General features: G+C 71.3%; 18 protein-coding genes. 7 read left to right on the plus strand and 11 right to left on the minus strand.

Features of this window, described 5'->3' with window-relative positions:
* Positions 1–79: 79 nt before the first annotated feature.
* Both ACZ7J0_RS29800 and ACZ7J0_RS29805 read right to left on the minus strand, forming a co-directional pair.
* The gene (locus ACZ7J0_RS29800) at positions 80–1,198 is read right to left on the minus strand and encodes an alkene reductase (RefSeq protein ID WP_470892528.1); all 1,119 of its coding nucleotides are present in this window, start codon (positions 1,196–1,198) and stop codon (positions 80–82) included.
* A gap of 145 nt (positions 1,199–1,343) precedes the next feature.
* A complete protein-coding gene (locus ACZ7J0_RS29805) occupies positions 1,344–2,219 on the minus strand; it encodes an alpha/beta fold hydrolase (RefSeq protein ID WP_470892530.1) in 876 nt (291 codons plus the stop codon).
* A 50-nt stretch (positions 2,220–2,269) separates the two neighbouring features.
* On the opposite strand from ACZ7J0_RS29805, the gene ACZ7J0_RS29810 reads away from it, so the two are divergent.
* Positions 2,270–2,884: a TetR/AcrR family transcriptional regulator gene (locus ACZ7J0_RS29810; protein WP_470892532.1), complete on the plus strand. Its 615-nt coding sequence runs from the start codon at positions 2,270–2,272 to the stop codon at positions 2,882–2,884.
* Between the two features lies 1 nt (position 2,885).
* On the opposite strand, the gene ACZ7J0_RS29815 is transcribed toward ACZ7J0_RS29810, so the two are convergent.
* Positions 2,886–3,203 carry an ArsR/SmtB family transcription factor gene (locus ACZ7J0_RS29815; RefSeq protein WP_470892534.1) on the minus strand — a complete coding sequence of 106 codons (318 nt, stop codon included), beginning with the start codon at positions 3,201–3,203 and terminating at the stop codon, positions 2,886–2,888.
* 93 nt (positions 3,204–3,296) lie between these two features.
* Here ACZ7J0_RS29815 and ACZ7J0_RS29820 point away from each other — a divergent pair, with 93 nt between their 5' ends.
* From ACZ7J0_RS29820 to ACZ7J0_RS29840, 5 genes are all read left to right on the plus strand, one after another.
* On the plus strand, positions 3,297–4,295 hold the full coding sequence (locus tag ACZ7J0_RS29820; protein WP_470892536.1) for a zinc-dependent alcohol dehydrogenase family protein: 999 nt from the start codon (positions 3,297–3,299) through the stop codon (positions 4,293–4,295).
* Positions 4,296–4,588: 293 nt separating this feature from the next.
* Positions 4,589–6,352 (plus strand): S8 family peptidase, encoded by a 1,764-nt coding sequence (locus tag ACZ7J0_RS29825; protein ID WP_470892538.1) that lies wholly within the window; start codon positions 4,589–4,591, stop codon positions 6,350–6,352.
* A gap of 252 nt (positions 6,353–6,604) precedes the next feature.
* The gene (locus tag ACZ7J0_RS29830; protein ID WP_470892684.1) at positions 6,605–7,969 is read left to right on the plus strand and encodes a cytochrome P450; all 1,365 of its coding nucleotides are present in this window, start codon (positions 6,605–6,607) and stop codon (positions 7,967–7,969) included.
* Between the two features lie 153 nt (positions 7,970–8,122).
* Positions 8,123–8,608 carry a carboxymuconolactone decarboxylase family protein gene (locus ACZ7J0_RS29835; protein WP_470892540.1) on the plus strand — a complete coding sequence of 162 codons (486 nt, stop codon included), beginning with the start codon at positions 8,123–8,125 and terminating at the stop codon, positions 8,606–8,608.
* A gap of 180 nt (positions 8,609–8,788) precedes the next feature.
* Positions 8,789–9,712 (plus strand): RNA polymerase sigma-70 factor, encoded by a 924-nt coding sequence (locus ACZ7J0_RS29840; RefSeq protein ID WP_470892542.1) that lies wholly within the window; start codon positions 8,789–8,791, stop codon positions 9,710–9,712.
* Positions 9,713–9,884: 172 nt separating this feature from the next.
* On the opposite strand, the gene ACZ7J0_RS29845 is transcribed toward ACZ7J0_RS29840, so the two are convergent.
* From ACZ7J0_RS29845 to ACZ7J0_RS29855, 3 genes are all read right to left on the minus strand, one after another.
* Complete coding sequence (locus ACZ7J0_RS29845) at positions 9,885–10,817, minus strand: DUF6895 family protein (RefSeq protein ID WP_470892544.1); 933 nt, start codon at positions 10,815–10,817, stop codon at positions 9,885–9,887.
* Positions 10,814–11,050: a hypothetical protein gene (locus tag ACZ7J0_RS29850; RefSeq protein ID WP_470892546.1), complete on the minus strand. Its 237-nt coding sequence runs from the start codon at positions 11,048–11,050 to the stop codon at positions 10,814–10,816. Before ACZ7J0_RS29850 ends, ACZ7J0_RS29845 begins: the two co-directional genes overlap by 4 nt.
* A gap of 404 nt (positions 11,051–11,454) precedes the next feature.
* Positions 11,455–11,754 carry a hypothetical protein gene (locus ACZ7J0_RS29855; RefSeq protein ID WP_470892548.1) on the minus strand — a complete coding sequence of 100 codons (300 nt, stop codon included), beginning with the start codon at positions 11,752–11,754 and terminating at the stop codon, positions 11,455–11,457.
* A 348-nt stretch (positions 11,755–12,102) separates the two neighbouring features.
* On the opposite strand from ACZ7J0_RS29855, the gene ACZ7J0_RS29860 reads away from it, so the two are divergent.
* Positions 12,103–12,567 carry a hypothetical protein gene (locus ACZ7J0_RS29860; protein ID WP_470892550.1) on the plus strand — a complete coding sequence of 155 codons (465 nt, stop codon included), beginning with the start codon at positions 12,103–12,105 and terminating at the stop codon, positions 12,565–12,567.
* A 173-nt stretch (positions 12,568–12,740) separates the two neighbouring features.
* Here ACZ7J0_RS29860 and ACZ7J0_RS29865 read toward each other — a convergent pair whose 3' ends face one another.
* The 5 genes from ACZ7J0_RS29865 to ACZ7J0_RS29885 form a co-directional block, all read right to left on the minus strand.
* Complete coding sequence (locus ACZ7J0_RS29865; protein WP_470892552.1) at positions 12,741–13,346, minus strand: GNAT family N-acetyltransferase; 606 nt, start codon at positions 13,344–13,346, stop codon at positions 12,741–12,743.
* Between the two features lie 192 nt (positions 13,347–13,538).
* On the minus strand, positions 13,539–13,934 hold the full coding sequence (locus tag ACZ7J0_RS29870; RefSeq protein WP_470892554.1) for a TOBE domain-containing protein: 396 nt from the start codon (positions 13,932–13,934) through the stop codon (positions 13,539–13,541).
* Positions 13,935–13,957: 23 nt separating this feature from the next.
* Positions 13,958–14,728, minus strand: a complete 771-nt coding sequence (locus ACZ7J0_RS29875) for a maleate cis-trans isomerase family protein (protein ID WP_470892556.1) — start codon at positions 14,726–14,728, stop codon at positions 13,958–13,960.
* A 141-nt stretch (positions 14,729–14,869) separates the two neighbouring features.
* Positions 14,870–16,558: a hypothetical protein gene (locus ACZ7J0_RS29880; RefSeq protein WP_470892558.1), complete on the minus strand. Its 1,689-nt coding sequence runs from the start codon at positions 16,556–16,558 to the stop codon at positions 14,870–14,872.
* A 251-nt stretch (positions 16,559–16,809) separates the two neighbouring features.
* Positions 16,810–17,001 carry a hypothetical protein gene (locus tag ACZ7J0_RS29885; RefSeq protein ID WP_470892560.1) on the minus strand — a complete coding sequence of 64 codons (192 nt, stop codon included), beginning with the start codon at positions 16,999–17,001 and terminating at the stop codon, positions 16,810–16,812.
* Between the last annotated feature and the right edge of the window lie 267 nt (positions 17,002–17,268).

The raw sequence follows: 17,268 nt of genomic DNA on the forward strand, positions 1-17,268 counted from the left end.
AAGTCGCACAACTGTGTACGGCGCACTGCGCACTTTGGATCGCACCGCGTACGCAAACCCGGCGGTACGCCGGGCCGCCCTACAGGGCGGCGGCGGGGGATGAACCCAGCGCGGGGTAGTCGGTGTAGCCCTCCGCCCCGCCCACGTACATCAGGTGCTTGTCGCGCACGGCGTTGAGCGGGGCGTCGACGCGGAGTCGTTCGACCAGGTCGGGGTTGGCGAGGAAGGCGCGGCCCAGGGAGATCAGGTCGGCGCCGGAGGACAGGAGCCGCTCGCCCGCCGCCTTGCCGCCGTCGGCCGGCAACGGCCCTCCCCAGCCCAGCACCGGGTTGGCGATCAGCGTGCCGGGCCATGCCTTACGGATCTCCTGGAAGAGGAGCTGGTCGGGGTCGGCGAAGACGACGTGGAGGTAGGCCGGTCCGATGTCGGCGAGCGCGGCGACGAGCGCCGGGTAGATGTCCTCGGTGTCGCCCTCGTCCATGCCGTTGACGGTGATTCCGGGGGCGATGCGCACACCCACCCGGTCGGGGCCGATCGCCTCGGCGACGGCCCGGACCACCTCCACGGTGAACCGGATGCGGTGCTGGACCGGGCCGCCGTAGGCGTCGGTGCGCCGGTTGGTGCCCTGCCCCAGGAACTGGTGGAGCAGGTAGCCGTTGGCCGAGTGCACCTCCACCCCCTCGAAGCCCGCCTCGACGGCCCGGCGGGCGGCGGCCGCGAAGTCCGCCACCGTGGACTGGATGTCCTCGACGGTCATCTCGCGCGGCACCACGGACGGCTGGTGCCCGCTGGGGGTGTGGACGGTGTCGGGGAGCGCGATCGGCGACGGGGCGACGGGCGTGAGTCCGCTGTTGTCGGGGTGGCCGACGCGGCCGCCGTGCTGCAGCTGGAGGAACATCCGTCCTCCTTCGGCGCGTACCGCGTCCGTGACGCGGCGCCAGCCCGCGGTGTGGGCGTCGGTGTAGAGGGCGGGGATGTTGGCGTAGGTCTGGCCCACGGCGTTGGGGGTGGCGGCCTCGGCGATGATCAGGCCGGCCGAGGCGCGCTGGGCGTAGTAGATGGCCATGACCGGCTGCGGGACGCCGTCGGCGCCGGCGCGGTTGCGGGTCATCGGTGCCATCACCAGGCGGTTGGGCAGTCGCAGGTCGCCGAGGCGGGCGGACTCGAAGAGGCGGGAGTTGTTCGCTGTGTTCGTCATGTTCCGACGGTAGAAGCTGACACCGGTGTCAGGTTCAAGTGGCGGTGGGCCGGCCGATCCCGGAAGGCCCGTCGCGGCTACCGCCACCGTCGCGAGCAGCAGCGCACGTGCCGGGTCGGTACGACGGCTCCCGGCGCCCCCGCGATCAGGCCGGGTTCTCCTTGATGAACCGGCGCAGTTCGTCGGCGAGTGCCGTCGGATTGTCGAGGGGCACCAGCGTTCCCGCGTCGGGAATCTCGATGTACCGCCCTTGTGGCAGCAGTTCGGCGAGCCGACGGCCCGTCGATGCCGGCATCATCCGGTCCCGCGCCCCCCAGGCCACCAGCGCCGGCCGGTCGAAACCGCGGAGCCGCTCGGCGGCCCGCACATAGGTGTCCTTCCGCGTGGAGCGAAGGAAGCGGGCGAGGTCGCGGCGGATCGCCCGGTCGGTGAGCAGCGGACGGTACCAGCGGCGGACCATCTCGTACGGGATGACGCGCGCGGTCATACCACCCAGTGAACTGCCCATCGCGGCCAGGAAGGGCACCCGGAAGGACTGGAGCAGGAGGAAGAGGCCTCCCGGGATCCGGCTCGCGGCCAGGAGGGTGCGGCCCTGGACGCCCGGCGGGTAGTTCTCGAGCGCCTCGCAGGAGGTCAGGACGAGCCGGGCCACGCGTTCGTCGCCCGCTCCCGCCAGCAGCTGCGCCGTGCCGGCGTCGTTCTGCACCAGGGTGACCCCGCGCAGGTCCAGTCGCTCCAGGAACTCGGCGACCAGGTCGGCCACGCCCTGGGCCGACAGATCCGCGTCGGGACGCATGGGACGGCGGTGGCTGCCGAGCGGCAGGACGGGGATCACCACGCGGAAGTCGTCGCGCAGCTCCGCCAGGACCCCGTCCCAGACGGTTTCGTCGAAGGCGAGCCCATGGAGGAGGACCACCGTTTCCCGCGTACGGCTCCGGTCGGCGGAGCCCGCGCCCGTTTGCGTGTCGGCTCGCGTGTCGATGAACTCGATGGTTCCGGCGTTCAGTTCGATCTCTGGCATGGCGTGACCCCCGGCTCTTGATAGACCGATCTAGTGAGAGACTACTCGGCATGAGGACCACGGGGGACACCAGACAGAGGATCGTGGCGGCGGCCACCGGGCTCTTTCGGCGGCAGGGCTACGCGGCCACGGGGATGAAGCAGATCGTCGCGGCGGCCGGGGCGCCGTACGGCTCGGCGTACCACTTCTTCCCCGGCGGCAAGGCGCAGCTCGGCGAAGAGGTCGTCCGTACGTCCGGTGCGGCCTATCTGGAGCTGATCGGCGCCCTGTTCGCCGACCCGTCGGCCGATCCGGTCGCCGCCACCGTCGCCGCTTTCGAGGGGGCCGCCGAGACGCTGCGGGAGCTGGACTTCACCGATCCGTGTCCGATCGCGACCGTGTCCCTGGAGGTCGCGAGTACGCATGAGGGGCTGCGCCGGGCCACGGCCGACGTCTTCTCCTCCTGGACGGCGGCCCTGGCCGCCTTCTACACCGCGACCGGCATCACGCCGAACACCGCACGGGACACGGCGACTTCGGTCATCGCCCTGCTGGAAGGCGCCTTCATGCTGGCCCGCGCGGCACACGACACGGGCCCGGTCCTCGCCACCGCCCGGGCCGCCGGCGCCATCGTCCGCGACGCCCTGCCGCCGCCGGGCACCCGCCGGACGGCTGCCGCCCGTTGAGTCAGCCCGCCGGAGGCCCGGGTGCGGTGAGGGCGTCGAGCAGTCCGGGGAACGCGTGGTCCATGTCGGCGCGGCGCAGCGTATTCATCCGCGAGGTGCCGACGTAGTACTGGCGGATCAGGCCCGCCTCGCGCAGCACCTTGAAGTGGTGGGTGGCGGTGGACTTGCTGACCGGCGTGTCGAAAGCCCCGCACTTGACGTCCTCGTCGGCGGCGGCGAGCTGCGTCACGATGCTCCGGCGTACCGGATCGACGAGGGCCTCCAGTACCTGCTGGAGGTCGAACTGCGACACGTCCGGGTGTGGCGGGGTACGTCCCATGGCCCCATAGTACGACACGCATCAAAGTTTGACGGCGATCGTACTTCTGCGTCACAGTGGCTCGGCGTTCAACGACGAGCCAAGGAGGCGGACATGGCGAGGACAGTGCGGTTCCACGAGACCGGCGGGGCCGAGGTGCTGCGGCTGGAGGAACTGGAGACGGGCGATCCGGGACCGGGCGAGGTGAGGATCCGGGTGGAGGCGATCGGGATCAACAGGGCCGAAGTGCTCTTCCGCAGTGGGCAGTACATCGAGCCGGTCAAGCGGTTACCCGCGGGGCTGGGAACGGAGGCCGCCGGTGTGATCGAGGCGATCGGTCCGGGAGTGACCGGGTTCGAGCAGGGGCAGCCGGTGAGCGTCGTGCCGAACTTCTCGCAGAACGACTACGGCGTGTACGCCGATCGGGCGATCGTGCCCGCGACCGCGCTCCTGGCCCGCCCGGACGGCGTGGACGCGGTGTCCGGCGCCGCGGTGTGGATGCCGTACCTCACCGCCTACGGCGCCATGGTGGAGGTGGGCGGCATGCGCCCCGGAGACGTGGCGGTGGTCAACGCGGCCTCCAGCAGCGTCGGTCTGGCCGCGATCCAGACAGCCCATCGCGTGGGTGCCACACCCGTCGCCATCACCCGCACCCGCGCCAAGAGGCAGCGGCTCGTCGAGGCGGGCGCCGCCGAGGTGATCGTCTCGGACGAGGAGGACGTGGCGGGCCGCGTGCTGGCGCTGACCGGCGGCAGAGGCGCCGAGTACGTCTTCGACGCCGTCGCCGGTCCGGGCGTCGTGGAGCTGGCCAGGGCCGTGGCCCCCGGTGGAACGCTCTTCCTCTGGGGCGCGCAGAGCGGGCAGCCGACGCCCTATCCCGGATTCGACCTGGGCATGCCCGCGCTCGCCATGCGCACGTACACGGTCCTCGAGATCACCAAGGATCCCGAGAGGCTGCGCCGGGGAGCGGCGTTCGTCGCCTCCGGCCTGCGTACCGGGGCGTTCCGGCCGGAGGTGGACCGCCTGTTCCCGCTGGAGGACATCGTGCGAGCACATCAGCACATGGAGTCCAACACCCAGTTCGGCAAGATCGTGGTCACTGTGGACCACTGACGCCGGGGGTGCGGGGCACGTCCGGCCACTGACGCTCCGTCACACGCGGACCGTGACGGTGGGCGGCGGCAGTGACGGACGGCCGCCCCCTCCCTCGACGGGGGCTCGGTCAGGCAGGGGGGCCGAAGGTGAGGCGGGCCATCAGCGGGTGCCCTTCGAACCCTTGCGCCTCGCCCCGGCCAAGACAAGGGATTCCCCTCTTCCTCCGTGGCTCACGTCTCTGACATCTTGCGTTCGCCCCCTACACATTCGGCCCCGGCGGCCCGACCGGCTGCCGGGACTCGGAGGACGCATTGATACGTCACAGATTCAACCGGTTCCGTGCCCCCGCGGTCGCCCTCGTCACCCTTGGCGCCACGCTGGCTCTCGGAACTCCCGCCGTCGCCGCCGCGACCGCACCACAGGCACCGGCGGCAGCCTGGGCCGCGGGGACCCGCGCCCACCTCGTGATCACCGCGCCCGCTGACACCGCCTCGGTGCGCGCCGCCGTGGCCGGCAACGGCGGTTCGGTCTTCGCCTCGTACGACGCGATCGGCGTGATCGTCGCGCACTCCGCCTCGGCCGGATTCGCCTCCGCCATGCGCGCCGTCCCCGGGGTACAGCAGGTCGGCGCGACGCGTACTTCGGACGTCCCGGCGGACGCGTACAACCCGGCGCTGCCGACGAACCCGACCCAGTCGGCGACGACGCTGACCGAGAGCCTGCGCTGGGACATGACCCAGATCAAGGCCGACCAGGCCTGGGCCGTGACCACCGGCTCCTCGTCGGTCAAGGTCGGCGTGCTCGACACGGGCGTGGACGACCAGCACCAGGACATCGCCCCGAACTTCAACGCCGCCGACTCCGTTTCCTGCGCCTACGGCAAGGCGGACACCCGCGCCGGCGCCTGGCGAGACGTCGGCACGCACGGCACGCACGTCGCCGGCACGATCGCGGCCGCCAAGAACGGCAAGGGCGTCGTCGGTGTCGCGCCGGGAGTCAAGCTCTCCTCGGTCCGCATCGCCGAGCCGGGCAGCAGCCTGTTCTTCGCGGAGAACACGATCTGCGGCTTCATGTGGGCCGGTGACCACGGGTTCAAGGTCACCAACAACAGCTACTACACCGACCCGTGGCAGTTCAACTGCCCCGACAACGCCGACCAGGCCGCCATCATCGAGGGTGTCAAGCGCGCCCAGGAGTACGCCGAGAGCCACGGTTCGCTCCAGGTGGCCGCCGCCGGAAACTCCAACCTCGACCTGGCGAACAAGACGGTCGACACGGAGAGCCCGAACGACTCCACACCGGTCACCCGCACGATCACCAACGCCTGCCTCGACATCCCCACCGAACTGCCGGGCGTCGTGACCGTCGCGGCGATGGGCAAGGGCAATGTGAAGGCGTCGTACTCCAACTACGGCAACGGCGTCATCGACATCGCCGCGCCGGGCGGCGACGGCACCTCCGGTGTCTACTCGACGCTGCCGGGCGGCAAGTACGGCAACATGAACGGCACGTCGATGGCCTCCCCGCACGTCACGGGCGTCGCCGCGCTGCTGGCGAGCGCCAACCCGACCGCCACCCCGGCCGACCTCCGCTCGAAGCTGGGCGTCCAGGCCACCGACACGGCCTGCCCGTCCGACAGCCGGTGCACGGGCACGACCTCCAAGAACGGCTTCTTCGGTGAGGGTCAGACCGACGCCCTGAAGGCCGTCGGCGGGACGACTCCTCCCTCCGGCCCGTACTTCGAGACCACCACGGACGCCACGATCGCGGACAACGCGACCGTCGACAGCCCGCTCACCGTCTCCGGCGTGGCCGGCAACGCCCCGGCCACCCTCAAGGTGGGCGTGGACATCAAGCACACCTACCGCGGTGACCTGGTCGTCTCCCTGGTCGCCCCGGACGGCACGGTGTACCTCCTGGAGGACTTCACCGACAACGACGGCACGGACAACGTGGTCAAGACCTACACGGTCAACGCGTCCGCCGAAGTCGCCAACGGCACCTGGAAGCTCCGCGTCCGCGACATCGCGTCGCAGGACACCGGCAGGATCGACGCCTGGAACCTGACCTTCTGACCGCCACCCCCCCACACCGTTGCGCGTCCCGCAGTCCGGGGCGCGCAACGGTGCTTTTTCATCTCCGCACGGCGCGCACGCCGACCGCTCCGACCCCGGCCGATCCCCCAGGGGCAACCCTTTCGGGGGACGCGGAGGCTAGGCGTCGTACGCAGGGGGGAGCTTCACCTCGATGAGGGCCTGCCCAGCGGGCCCGTTCGACCAGCACCGCGATCGTCGAGGCCGGGAGCCGCTGTGTCCGTATCCGTGTCCATGTCCTCCGTCCCACTGCGTCCGGTCCCGGGGCCGCGCGGTCTGCCGCTCCTCGGGAACCTGCCCGCGTTCGGCAAGGATCCCCTGGCGTTCCTGACGCGACTGCGCGACGACTTCGGTGACGCCGTGACGTGGTCCCTGGGCCCGAGGCGCAGCATGTTCCTCTCCCATCCCCAGCACATCGCCGAGTTCCTGGCGGCCCGCGAACGGACCTTCGACATCCTGGAGATCGGCTGGGCCTTCCGGCAGATCACCGGGAACAGCGTCATCCTCAGCAAGGGCGCCGACTGGCGACGCAAGCGGTCCCTGGTCCAGCCCACCGTCCGCCCGCGTCAGGTCCGCGCCTACGCCTCCACCATGGTCGACTGCGCGACGGCGGCCGCGCAGGAGTGGCGGGACGGCGAGCGGGTCGACGTGCACGAACAGATGGCGCTCATCACCCAGCGAATCGTCCTGCGGACGCTGTTCGGGAACGACCTGGGCGACCAGACGCGCGCACTGGCCGACGCGATGGCCGTGGGGGGCCATACGATCGGCGCCGAACTGCGGGGCATCTCCCTCTTCCTGCCCGGTTGGGTGCGCACCCCCGAGCGTCTTCGCCTCCTGAGGGCGGTGGCCACGATCGACAGCGAGGTGCACCGGCTCATCGCCGAGCGGCAGGGGTCCACCGACGACGGCGAGGAGCGCGACGACCTGTTGAGCAGGCTCCTCGCGGCACGCGACGAGGACGGGCGGCCCCTGACGGCCCGGGAGGTCCGCGACGAGGCGGTGACGCTGTGGGCCGCCGGCCATGAGACGACCTCGACCGCCCTGACGTGGACGTGGTACCTGCTGTCCGCGTCGCCCGGGGCTCGGGCGCGGCTCGACCTCGAACTCGACCGGGTCCTGGGCGGCCGCGCGCCGACCATCGACGACTACGACGACCTGGTCTGGACTCAACAGGTGGTCAAAGAGGCCATGAGGCTCTTCCCGCCCGCCTGGCTCATCGGGGCGTCGGCCCGGCAGGGCGCCACTCTCGCCGGCACCCCCGTCCCCGCCGGGACCATCGTCTGGTGCAGCCCGTTCACCACGCACCGCGACCCTCGCTGGTTCCCCTCCCCCGGCGACTTCCGTCCGGAACGCTGGGACGCCGACGCGCCCGACGCCGTACCCGACCATGCCTGGTACCCCTTCGGTGGAGGCCAGCGCACGTGCCTTGGCGCCCGGTTCGCACAGGTCGAAGCCGCCCTGCTGCTCGCCACGCTCGCCCAGCGCAACCACCTCGACATCCCCGGCACGGCGACGCCTCCCCGGGTCGGCCTCCTCCTGCAACCCGCCATGCCTCTGGCGGCCACCGTGCGGCGACGGCCGTCGGCACCTCGCTGAACGGGCGGCGCTCGCATACGCGCCGTGCGCACCCTCTGCGCGTGACGCGCGGCCGGCAACGGGGAGACGCAGGTCACATCCGTCCATGTCACAGGGCGTCGGGCTACCCCGTCTCAAGGGGTGTAGGCACTGACGACCACGAAGGAGCACACCATGGACGCGCGACTGAACTACTTCACCGGTCAGACCGCCGACCAGACCGCCGGCAAGATCATCAAGCACTTCATGGCGGCGGGCAAGGCGCTGAGGGACTCAGCGCTGCCGGCCGCGACGCAGGAGCTGGTGGCGCTGCGCGTGAGCCAGATCAACGGCTGCGCCGTCTGCATCGACATGCACACCAAGGACGCTGCCGCCGCCGGCGAGAGCTCGGTACGACTGAACCTGGTGGCGGCGTGGCGGGAGGCCACGGTCTACACCGAGGCCGAGCGTGCCGCACTGGAGCTGGCCGAGCAGGGGACCCGGATCGCGGACGGTGCAGGCGGGGTCGGTGACGAGGTGTGGGCGCGTGCCGCCAAGTACTACGACGAGGAGCAGCTCACCGCCCTGGTGTCCCTGATCGCCGTCATCAACGCCTTCAACCGGATGAACGTCATCACCCAGCAGCCGGCCGGCGACTACGAGCCCGGGCAGTTCCACTGAGCTCCACCCGCCGGGGTCGGGCACGGGCAACTCGCCCGAGCCCGTGCCCTGCTTGGGCCAACGGGCCCCGGGTCGGGAGCAAATACTCTGAGCTACCGGTGGTCCCGGCTGATCACAAGAAGCTGCCTGCGCCGGCGATTACGGCCAGGTGACAGGCGTTCCAGGGGGAGGAGAGTCGGCGTGAGCAAGGTTGAGGACTTCGAGGAGCTGCGGCCGCTGCTGTTTTCGATCGCCTACCGCATTCTGGGCAGCGTGAGTGAGGCCGAGGACGCGGTGCAGGAGACGTGGCTGCGCTTTGACGGCTCGGCGACCAGGCCCACGTCGACCAAGGCCTTTCTGTCGGCGACCGTCACACGGATCTCGATCGATGTGTTGCGTTCCGCGCGGGTGCGACGGGAGGAGTATGTCGGGCCGTGGTTCCCCGAGCCGCTGCTGAGCGATCCGTACCAGGATCCGGCACGCGCGGCCGAGTTGGCCGACTCGGTGTCGATGGCGGCGCTGCTGCTCCTGGAGCGGCTCAGTCCGCTGGAGAGGTCGGTGTTCGTGCTACGGGACGTGTTCGCCTTCGGTTTCGACGACGTCGCCGCGGCGGTGGGGCGTTCGGAGGCGGCATGCCGGCAGCTGCTGGTGCGGGCGCGGCGGCACATGGAAGCCGGTCGGCCGCGGTTCGAGGCGGACCGCCACGAGCGGCAGGAGCTGGCGACGCGGTTCTTCGAGGCGCTGAAGAACGGCGATGTGGGCGGGCTGCGGAATCTGTTGTCCGCCGACGTGCAGCTGGTCGGTGACGGCGGCGGCAGGGCCCCGCAGCTGGCCAAGGCCGTCATGGGCGCGGAGAACGTGGCGCGGGTGCTGGGCTCGGTCATCCCCTGGCTGATCCGGATCGACGTCACGTTCGAGCCGCAGGAGGTCAATGGCCGGCCCGGCGCGCTCTTCCGCGACCGGGACGGCAAGATCCTGCACACCATGGTCCTCGAGGTGCTCGACGGGCAGATCCAGACCATCCGCGCGGTCAACAATCCCGACAAGCTCGGCCACCTCGGACCGGTCGCGGACGCCTGGGCGGTCGATCGCGAGATGAAGCGGGCCCGCCGGCAGCCGAACTGACCTCCACGGTGGTGCGGGCCGGCTCGTTCACCGGCAGGTCATGGCTCTGCGGGGACGCCCCCGGCGGGAGCGCTGTGACACGGCCCGCACCAGGTCCTTCGCCGTCGACGCGGGCCCTGACGACCGTGGCGCCCGCGGGACCGCCCGTACGACCTCACCCGGGCGGGTGCGGTCATACCGCCACGGGAGACGAACCGAGCATCCGGGACAGCATGACCGTGCCCGCGACGACGGCTACCACGGCCGCGTGCGCGTGGTCCGTGAACGCCTGCGCCACGTCGTCCGTGACCGGCTCGCTGTCCCGGGGGGTCAGCCCGTCCGCGTGCTGGGCGGCCGCGAGATGGTTCCAGGCGTCGGCGCCGCAGACGGGGTCGCCGATCGACGCGTCCACGATCAGCAGTTCGCCGACGAGGTCCAGCTGACCGGCCTCCAGCCAGATGTCCACCCACGCCGGCAGCCAGTCGCACAGATAGTCCCGCATCGGCTCCGGTACGTCCTGGGGCCGGGCGCCCCAGTCGGTCAGGTGGAACACCGTGTGGGTGATGTCGTATCCCGTACTCCAGTCGACGGCCCACGGCTCCGGCGTGGCGCCGAGCCAGGTGCCCGCGGCGAGCGCGGCCCAGTCCGGCTCGGGGCCGAGGCCGGCCACCCTGCGGGCGTTGGCCACCGCGAGTCTGCGGTTGGGGATCAGCTCCACGGCGTGCGGGGTCCGCAGGGCGCTGTACGAGTCGAGCAGGTCGTCCAGGGGGCGGTGGCGGTATCCGGCGCGGGCGAAGTGGGCGTACATCTCGAGCGGATCGGTGAGCATCATGTACCGCAGTTGCCGCTCGTACAGCAGGTTGCCGTCGTGCAGTTGGTGCCAGCAGAAGTCGATCAGCGCGCGGGCCGCCTCGATGTCGCTCGATCCGGCGACGCCGTCGCGCAGGACCAGGGAGGCGGCGAGTGCGGTCTCGCCGAGCGGCTTGAAGGAGCTGTTCGGATCCGCGAGGTCGACGGTGACATCCGGCGGGAGGCGGCCGTGGCCCTGTTCGTGCAGGGTGTGCAACCAGTGCAGGGCGCGTGAGGACCACCGCTGGGCAGTCGCCAGAAGTGCGGTGTCGGTCATCGGGTCTCCTTCGCCAGCAGCCGTGGGGCCGGTTCCGGTGGGGCGAGCCCGGCCATGTGCGGCGAGCACTGCCGCCGCCCGCCGGTGGGTGGCCGTCCTGCGGGCGGCGCCGTGGGAGCGAGGCCGGCCCGCGCCGCGAGCTGCCCGGTGGCGCCGCCGCGCCGGGCGGCCACCCCGGCGTGGTCCGCGATGCGCGGGAACGCGCCGTACGCCTCGGTCACCAGCCGTTCCATGACGGGATCGATCGGCCCGGGACGCAAGAGCCGCCGCGCGAAGGGACCAAGCACACGGGCGCCTCTTCGGTCGGCGACGCGAGAGGCACTGCGGTCGGGTTCACCTGGGTGGGCATCGGATCTCCTCGCCGAGGGCGGCGCCGCGTAAACAGGCTTACGAATGCCGATGAATCGTTGCATTCAGAACATCTCGGGTGAGGCATCGACCGGCACGACGCGCCGGTCGACCCGCCGCGCGGGGGACGCGGCGGGTCGACCGGAGAGGGGAGAACCGGACAGGAGACAGACAGAAGGGCGCGCCGGGCGTGGCGTGAGGCCGACCGGTGGTCGTCGCCCGGCGGCGCGAGAGGAGGGGCCCGAACAGGACCGGGCTCACGTCGGAACGGGAATGCGGCGACCGCCCGTTATCCGCCGGACCTCAGGGCCGCCAGGCCCGTACCCAGTTCCTCCCGGTTCATGACCGGCGTATAGATGACCTTGGCGCCGAGTTCCAGGAAGAACGGTTCGGAGACGGCCGGCATCCGCGATGTTTCCTCCAGATCGAAGAAGATGTACGCGGTACGGCAGCCCTCCTCGGTGGTGAAGTAGGCAGCCTCGGGGCGCAGGGCCTCAAGGGCGGACTCCATCGTCTTCTGCAGCGTGCCGTTCTTGATGGCCTGGTTGGACGTTGGCGTGTCGAACTGCACCTTCAGCAACATCCGCATGGGTCACCCCTTCCCCACCGGGCGGGCGCACCTCTTCCGGCGCGCCGGTCACGCCCGGCCGCCTGTACCACCAGGGTCCCGCTGTTCCAGGGTCGGGGCAAGGCGTGGCGTGGGGGGGAAGCGCGGCGGAGCTGTCAGCCGCCGCAGGCCCACTGAGTCGGGGGACTCGGGCTCGCGGGACGGCCCGCTGCGCGGGAAGCCGGGATGGCGACCCCACCGTGCACCTGGTACATGACATCGGCTGTACGGCGCCGCCGCGAGGACCCCGGTCCGCAGCCCACGACGCGGCCGGCGATCGGAACCTCAGGCCCCGCTGCCCATGGAACGCGCCCGGACTACCGTGCTCCCATGGACCCCGAAGCGACGACGTTTCCGCCCCACCCCCTCAGAGGAGTCCGGGCGGTGTTCGTCCGTCAGGCGGGGTGCCCTTCCGACTTCGCGGACGTCACTGTGGACTTCGAGCCCTGGGAGGAAGGGGTCTCGTTCGAGATCGCCGAGACGGCGGGCGTCCGGGGCTACTCTTCCGAGGAGCTGGCCGAGCTGCACGCGGCGGTGGAGGCGGGGGTGCGCGAGGAGCTGGCCGAGCTGGGCGACCGTACCAACGTCGCTGTGGCCGTCGTCCTGCGGAGCGTCCGCATTCACGAAGTCGACTCGCACCCGCGCGCGTTCCGCAGGGCAGGGCGCGTGGCGGTCCGCAACGCCCTCGCCAAGGTCCACGGACCGCCACCTGCGGCGGAACGGTTCCGGACTGGGGGCGCGGCGAGCGCCCGAGAGGAGCGCGCTCCGGGAGCCGGGCAGGGCGTGGCCCCATGACGGGTGGGAGAAACCAGCTCTTGCGAGCCGCTGCGGCGGGCTGGACGTTGCCGGGAACGGCCGGATGTCCGACCCGCGGCACCGACGACCGCGCGGTCCGGGAGGGCGTGAGCCGCCACACCGCTCTGCCGGGGCAGGCGCCGCTCGTCGCGTGTCAGTGCCGGCAGTCAGCGTCAGAGGTCCCAGGACCGCGGGCGTTCCAGCGCCTCCCACTCGTCCCGGAGCAGGGACAGCACCGCGACGTCGTGGCGGCGCCCCCGGTGGAGGCAGGCTGAGCGGCGTATCCCCTCGTGCACGAATCCCGCTTTGGTGAGAACCGTGAGTGCGGCCGTGTTGCTGGTGTGGGTGACCGCCTGGAGGCGGTGCAGGGGGAGTTCGCCGAAGGCGAGGTCGGCCAGGGCGTCGACGGCGTCCGTGCCGTACCCGTGGCCGCGGTGGCGGGGGTCCAGGAGGAGGAGGACCTCGGCCGTGCCGTCGACTATGTCCTGGTCGAAGAGGGCGGTGTGGCCGATCGGGGTGCCGTCGGCGAGCAGGACGAGGAAGTCGTCGCGGTCCTGATCGTCCCTGTCGCGCTCCATCCGCTCCCGGACGGACGAGAGGGAACGCGGCCAGAAGCCGACCTCGTGAGCGGCCACCGGGTCGGAGCGCCAGCCGTGGATCAGGGCGGCGTCTTCGGCGTCGAGCGGCGCGAGAGCGATCTTCCTTCCACGCCAACACGGCTCTCTGCCCGTCTCCGTGTCCGCCGCCGCGGCGTGGTCGTCTGTCGCGTTCTCCGTCATGGGGCCGGATGTTACGGGCGCGCGAGCAGACCGGACCAGCGAATTCCGGGGACGGCCGACGGGCGCGGTGGCTGCCGCAGGTGCCGCGGGCGGAGCAGTTCCGGCACCCGGCGGGCCGTCCACGGCGCCGACGGCCACGGGGCAGGGCGGGTTCCGTGGGGGCCGGCCGGGGCGGTGAGAAAGGGGGCCGCCTCAGGAAAGGTCGACATGTACGTTGGTCGACTTCACCCGGGCCGTGACGGTCACGCCGACCTCGATCCCCAGCTCCTCGACGGACTCCCGCGTCACGACCGACACGATCCGATGCGGCCCGGACTGCACCTCGACCTGTGCGACCACGTCGTCGACCGTCACCCGCGTGACGATGCCGGTGAACGCGTTCCGCACCGAGGTGACGGCCTCGTCGGGGACGGTATGCAGACCTTCGGCGCGCTCCTTCGCGAAGGCCGCGAGGCTCGCCCCGTCGATGGCCCGGTTCCCGGAGCCGTCCCGCTCCATCCGCAGCCGTCCGGCATCGGCCCATCGACGGACGGTCTCCGAACTCACGCCCAGCAGCCCCGCTGCCTGCCCAATGCTGTACGACGGCACACCGGCACTCTAGGCCACGGCGCTCACGGAGTCGCGAAGAGGCGGCCGTAGCCGGTGATGTCGTCGGCGGTGGTGCGGGTCGCGCGCAGAGCCGCCCAGAGGAGGGTCTGGTTGGCCGTGAGGACGGGGCGGCCGAGGACGGCCTCGAGCCGGTCGATGACGCCGACGGCCCGGAAGCCGTTGCCGCCGATGACGACCGCGTCGGCCTCGTCCGGGATGTGGGCGGACACCCAGTCGTACAGCCCGTCGGGAGTGATGAGCTTCTGGTCGCTCGGGAGACCGCAGGGAGCGGCGAAGGGGACGTCGAATCCGGCGTCCTCGTAATACGCCCGCCCGAGGTCGTTGAGTGTGCTGTCGAACCACGGCGGGTCGACGAGACAGGGGCGGCCGACGCCGAGGGCGCGCAGAGCCTCGACCGTCGCCGCGCAGGTGGCGACCACCGGCAGGCCGTGGGCCCGTTCCGCGAGACGCGCGAGCATCGACGTCTCACCGCGCGCGCCGATGACGTACGCGGAACTGGTGAAGGCGTAGGCGATCGCGGCCACGGGCGCGGCCGCGAGGTGTTCGGTGGCCTCGTCGACGTGCGGCGGCTCGGCGAACGCCCCCACGGGGCCGAGGGCGATCGTGGGGTCCATGACGCCGCCCTGCCGCATCGCGCTGAAGGGCACCCGGGCGGCGTGCAGGCCGATGTCGGGCGGGGCCATCGCGCGCAGCTCCGACTCGGGGCCGACGTCGGCCTGGGGGGTGAGGATGCCCAGTCGGACACGTACGTCCCAACCGTCGGGTCGCCACATCGGTCTCGCTCCTCTCCGGCAGCAGGGGCCCCACTTTTCCACCGGGTGACCGCCGGGGCGGCGAGCCGCGCCGGGCACGGGCGATACTTGGAACCAGCGCCTCGTCGTCCCTTCCTTCACGGTGATGGAGGAAGGGACGACCTAGGAGCCGAACCGGCTGATCACGTCATTCATGTTGTAGCTGTACAGCTCACGCTTGCACGCTCCGCACGAGCTGCTCGGGGCGTGTTCGCTCAGGGACCAGAGCTGCGGGGCGAAATTGTCACCGCGCCCATGCGCCACATAGAGGTCTTCGGGACCGAAGGACGTCTGGAGCGCCTTCGCGTTGCCGACGAGCTGCGTGGAGCCGTCGACCGAGGTCGCGGTGGCCTGGAGGAGCCGGCCGTTGTCATAGCCGTTGCTGCGGTGGAAATACCACTTTCCCTCGTACCGTGTGACGCCCTGGATCTTGTGCCACAGCGCCTCGCCGTTGAAGGTCGCGCCGGTGGGCAGGCCGTAGGCCAGGTCCGCGTTGGCCGCCGTGCCCGCCGCGCCTTCGGTCGCGGCCGTCAGCGCGCTCATGGGATAGGTGCCGACCCTGCCGGGGCTGCTGCCGCCGTTGTTGGTGTTGCAGTACTCGCCGAGGACCAGGTGGTCGGTGTCCGTCCGGTCCAGGGAGATGTACGAGGCCTTGGGGCGGCCAGTGGCGTAGCACTGGTTCCCGCTGGTCTCCCCGCCGTTCTTCGCCGTGGTGAACTTCAGCGTGGCGACCTGCGGCATGACGTACCGGTAGCCGTAGCCGTACCAGACGTTGCTCTGGCGCCCGATCCGCTTCTTGTCCAGGACATCGCTGACCAGGCCGTCGGGCGTCGGGTCATTGACGTCGGCGTTGTTGTCCGGGTTGAGGTCCATGATCTTGCGCAGGTCGAAGACGCGCAGGCCGTTGGCGGTGTCGGCGACATACAGGTAGTTGCCGTACCAGACCATGCCCCCGGCATGGATGCCGTTCTGGGCCTTGCAGCTCGCCGTCACGGAGGAGCCGCACGTGCCCTCGCGCGCGTGCAGCGCGTCGAAGGAGATGTGGTCCTTGGAGTTCACGAACGGCCACACCAGGAGGACATGGCGATACATCTGGGTGGCCTGGTTGAAGAAGCTGACCCGGATGCCCTTCTCGTTGCAGGCGTCGGAGGCCTCGGTCTGGACGCAGTTGTCGCTGCCGGCGGCGTAGTCGCTGCGGCCCGGGTTGTCCGCGTCGTAGGCGCCGATGGCCACGGGCTCGGCGTTCGAGTCGCCCCAGTCCTCGTCCTCCTGCGCGTCCGAGACTCCGGAGATGGCCTGCGGGATCCACTCGGAGGACGTGGCGTCGTCGCTCTTCCAGCAGACGCGGTGATTCACCGCCAGGTCGGGGCCGTAGATGCCGGTGGCACCGCAGGCGCCCTCCCAGCCGGCCGGCCGGTTGGCCTGCTCCATGAGCTCGGTGAGGCCCTGCTTGGGGAGCGCCGCGTCCAGTCGGTCCACGAGGCCGCGGAGGGAGGATCCCGCCACCAGCTGGAAGTCCCCGGCGCGACCGGGGACCGGGGCCGCCTGCGCCTCGGGGCTGCTCGGGAGGACGGAGGGTGTGCCGGTTCCCGCGAAGTCGTCCTGCTCGCCCTCGGGTTCGTCGGCGAAGCCGTCGTCCGGCATACCGTCGTTCCCGGGCACGGGATCGGTGGCGGCCGCTTGGGCGGCCGCTCCCCGCTCGGGCCCGGCCGGGGTGGCGTACGCGCCGGCGGCGGGGACGAGCGCGCACAGCATCGCCCCGGCCAGTGCCGCGCCGGCGGCATGGCGTATTCGGTGGGAGGGTCGCCTCATTGAAGGCCTCTCGTGAGTAAACATGCAGATCACGGCGCCAATGACGACTCGTCAGTCACGCCGGAAACTCACGTTAACAAGGCAACTTCGGGGCCCCTACAAACATTTGAACGACGGACACCAGACCCACACGAACCCACGGTCCGGGGGGCCGGACGGGACACGCCTCTCGGACGTCAAGAAACCCGCCGGCGTCGAGGACGTCGGCGGGCGAGAAGGCGGCGGGCCGGCCGCGGCGGCCGGCACCGGGCTCAGGGGCGGCCTTCGGTGTCGGGGTGGGTCCTGCCGTCGGGCGACGCGCCCTCGGACTCGGACGGCTGCGAGGGCTCAGCGGCCTTGTCGGGGCCGGACGGGGACTTCCGCTCCGTCTTCCGGCGGGCCCTGCGCTTCTCCTCCTCGAGCTCCTTGCGGACTTCTTCGGGCTTCTCTCCGAGCTGGTTCACGACTGGCTCCGTCTCCTGGTCGAACGTCGCGGTCGCCGCCAGATTCACACAGCCCGTCCCCTCCCGCACTCCGGGTGGCGCGGGGCCGGCGAGGACGCTCGTCGATCTCGGCGAGGAGCAGATGGGGGGTCGCGCGTCGTCATGCACGCCGCGCACGACGAAGACCCAAGAACATGACGCACTGTCAGTTCTGGTTCGGCGGCTCTCGGGGTGTCCATGGATCGCCCGCGTGGGCCGCGCCCGGATGGAGGCAATCTTTTCCCGGCA

This window comes from Streptomyces sp. NPDC038280 (assembly GCF_055600045.1).

Coding starts and splice junctions, on each gene's coding strand:
- ACZ7J0_RS29800 (WP_470892528.1), bottom strand. CDS start 1,198: ATGACGAACACAGCGAACAACTCCCGCCTCTTCGAGTCCGCCCGCCTC.
- ACZ7J0_RS29805 (WP_470892530.1), bottom strand. CDS start 2,219: ATGCCAGAGATCGAACTGAACGCCGGAACCATCGAGTTCATCGACACG.
- ACZ7J0_RS29810 (WP_470892532.1), top strand. CDS start 2,270: ATGAGGACCACGGGGGACACCAGACAGAGGATCGTGGCGGCGGCCACC.
- ACZ7J0_RS29815 (WP_470892534.1), bottom strand. CDS start 3,203: ATGGGACGTACCCCGCCACACCCGGACGTGTCGCAGTTCGACCTCCAG.
- ACZ7J0_RS29820 (WP_470892536.1), top strand. CDS start 3,297: ATGGCGAGGACAGTGCGGTTCCACGAGACCGGCGGGGCCGAGGTGCTG.
- ACZ7J0_RS29830 (WP_470892684.1), top strand. CDS start 6,605: ATGTCCTCCGTCCCACTGCGTCCGGTCCCGGGGCCGCGCGGTCTGCCG.
- ACZ7J0_RS29835 (WP_470892540.1), top strand. CDS start 8,123: ATGGACGCGCGACTGAACTACTTCACCGGTCAGACCGCCGACCAGACC.
- ACZ7J0_RS29845 (WP_470892544.1), bottom strand. CDS start 10,817: ATGACCGACACCGCACTTCTGGCGACTGCCCAGCGGTGGTCCTCACGC.
- ACZ7J0_RS29850 (WP_470892546.1), bottom strand. CDS start 11,050: ATGGAACGGCTGGTGACCGAGGCGTACGGCGCGTTCCCGCGCATCGCG.
- ACZ7J0_RS29855 (WP_470892548.1), bottom strand. CDS start 11,754: ATGCGGATGTTGCTGAAGGTGCAGTTCGACACGCCAACGTCCAACCAG.
- ACZ7J0_RS29860 (WP_470892550.1), top strand. CDS start 12,103: ATGGACCCCGAAGCGACGACGTTTCCGCCCCACCCCCTCAGAGGAGTC.
- ACZ7J0_RS29865 (WP_470892552.1), bottom strand. CDS start 13,346: ATGACGGAGAACGCGACAGACGACCACGCCGCGGCGGCGGACACGGAG.
- ACZ7J0_RS29875 (WP_470892556.1), bottom strand. CDS start 14,728: ATGTGGCGACCCGACGGTTGGGACGTACGTGTCCGACTGGGCATCCTC.
- ACZ7J0_RS29880 (WP_470892558.1), bottom strand. CDS start 16,558: ATGAGGCGACCCTCCCACCGAATACGCCATGCCGCCGGCGCGGCACTG.